Source organism: Corallococcus llansteffanensis, assembly GCF_003612055.1.
In the GTDB taxonomy this organism is placed as follows: Bacteria; Myxococcota; Myxococcia; order Myxococcales; family Myxococcaceae; genus Corallococcus; species Corallococcus llansteffanensis.
The window spans coordinates 1-457 of record NZ_RAWB01001180.1; the positions used below are offsets into that span (position 1 = coordinate 1).

1 protein-coding gene is annotated in these 457 nt (G+C 74.4%); it reads right to left on the reverse strand.

Going from position 1 to position 457, the window contains the following annotated elements; translation table 11 throughout:
• On the reverse strand, nt 1-447 hold a 447-nt coding region (locus tag D7V93_RS44020), incomplete at its 3' end, for a protein kinase domain-containing protein (RefSeq protein ID WP_244237871.1).
• Between the last annotated feature and the right edge of the window lie 10 nt (nt 448-457).

The window sequence follows — 457 nt, forward strand, 5'->3', positions numbered from 1 at the left end:
GATGAGCACCAGCCCCCCCCAGTGGCCCGCGTGGACGCGCTCCACGCTCCGCGCGAGCACCTCGAGGGCCTCCTCGCGTCCGGTGAAGACGGGCCGGTACAGGTAGGGCCGAGGGGCCGGGCCGTCCTCGTGCGCGTCCGGGAGCTCCAGCGTCCCCAGGGCCGCGGCCACGTCCTCCGCATAGCCCAGCCGGTCCTGGGGCCGCTTCTCCAGCAACCGCAGGATGAGCGTGTCCAGCGTCTCCGGAACCCCTCCGGCCCGGCGGGAGGGGGCCACCGGCGCGTCATGCAGGTGCTGGTGGAGGACCGACCGCGCCTGGTCGCCGGTGAAGGGCGGCCTGCCCGTCACAGCTTCGTAGAGGATGCAGCCGAGCGCATAGAGGTCCGCGCGCGCGTCGACCAGCTCGCCGCGGATCTGCTCCGGGGCCATGTACGCCACGGTGCCCATCACCCCGCCC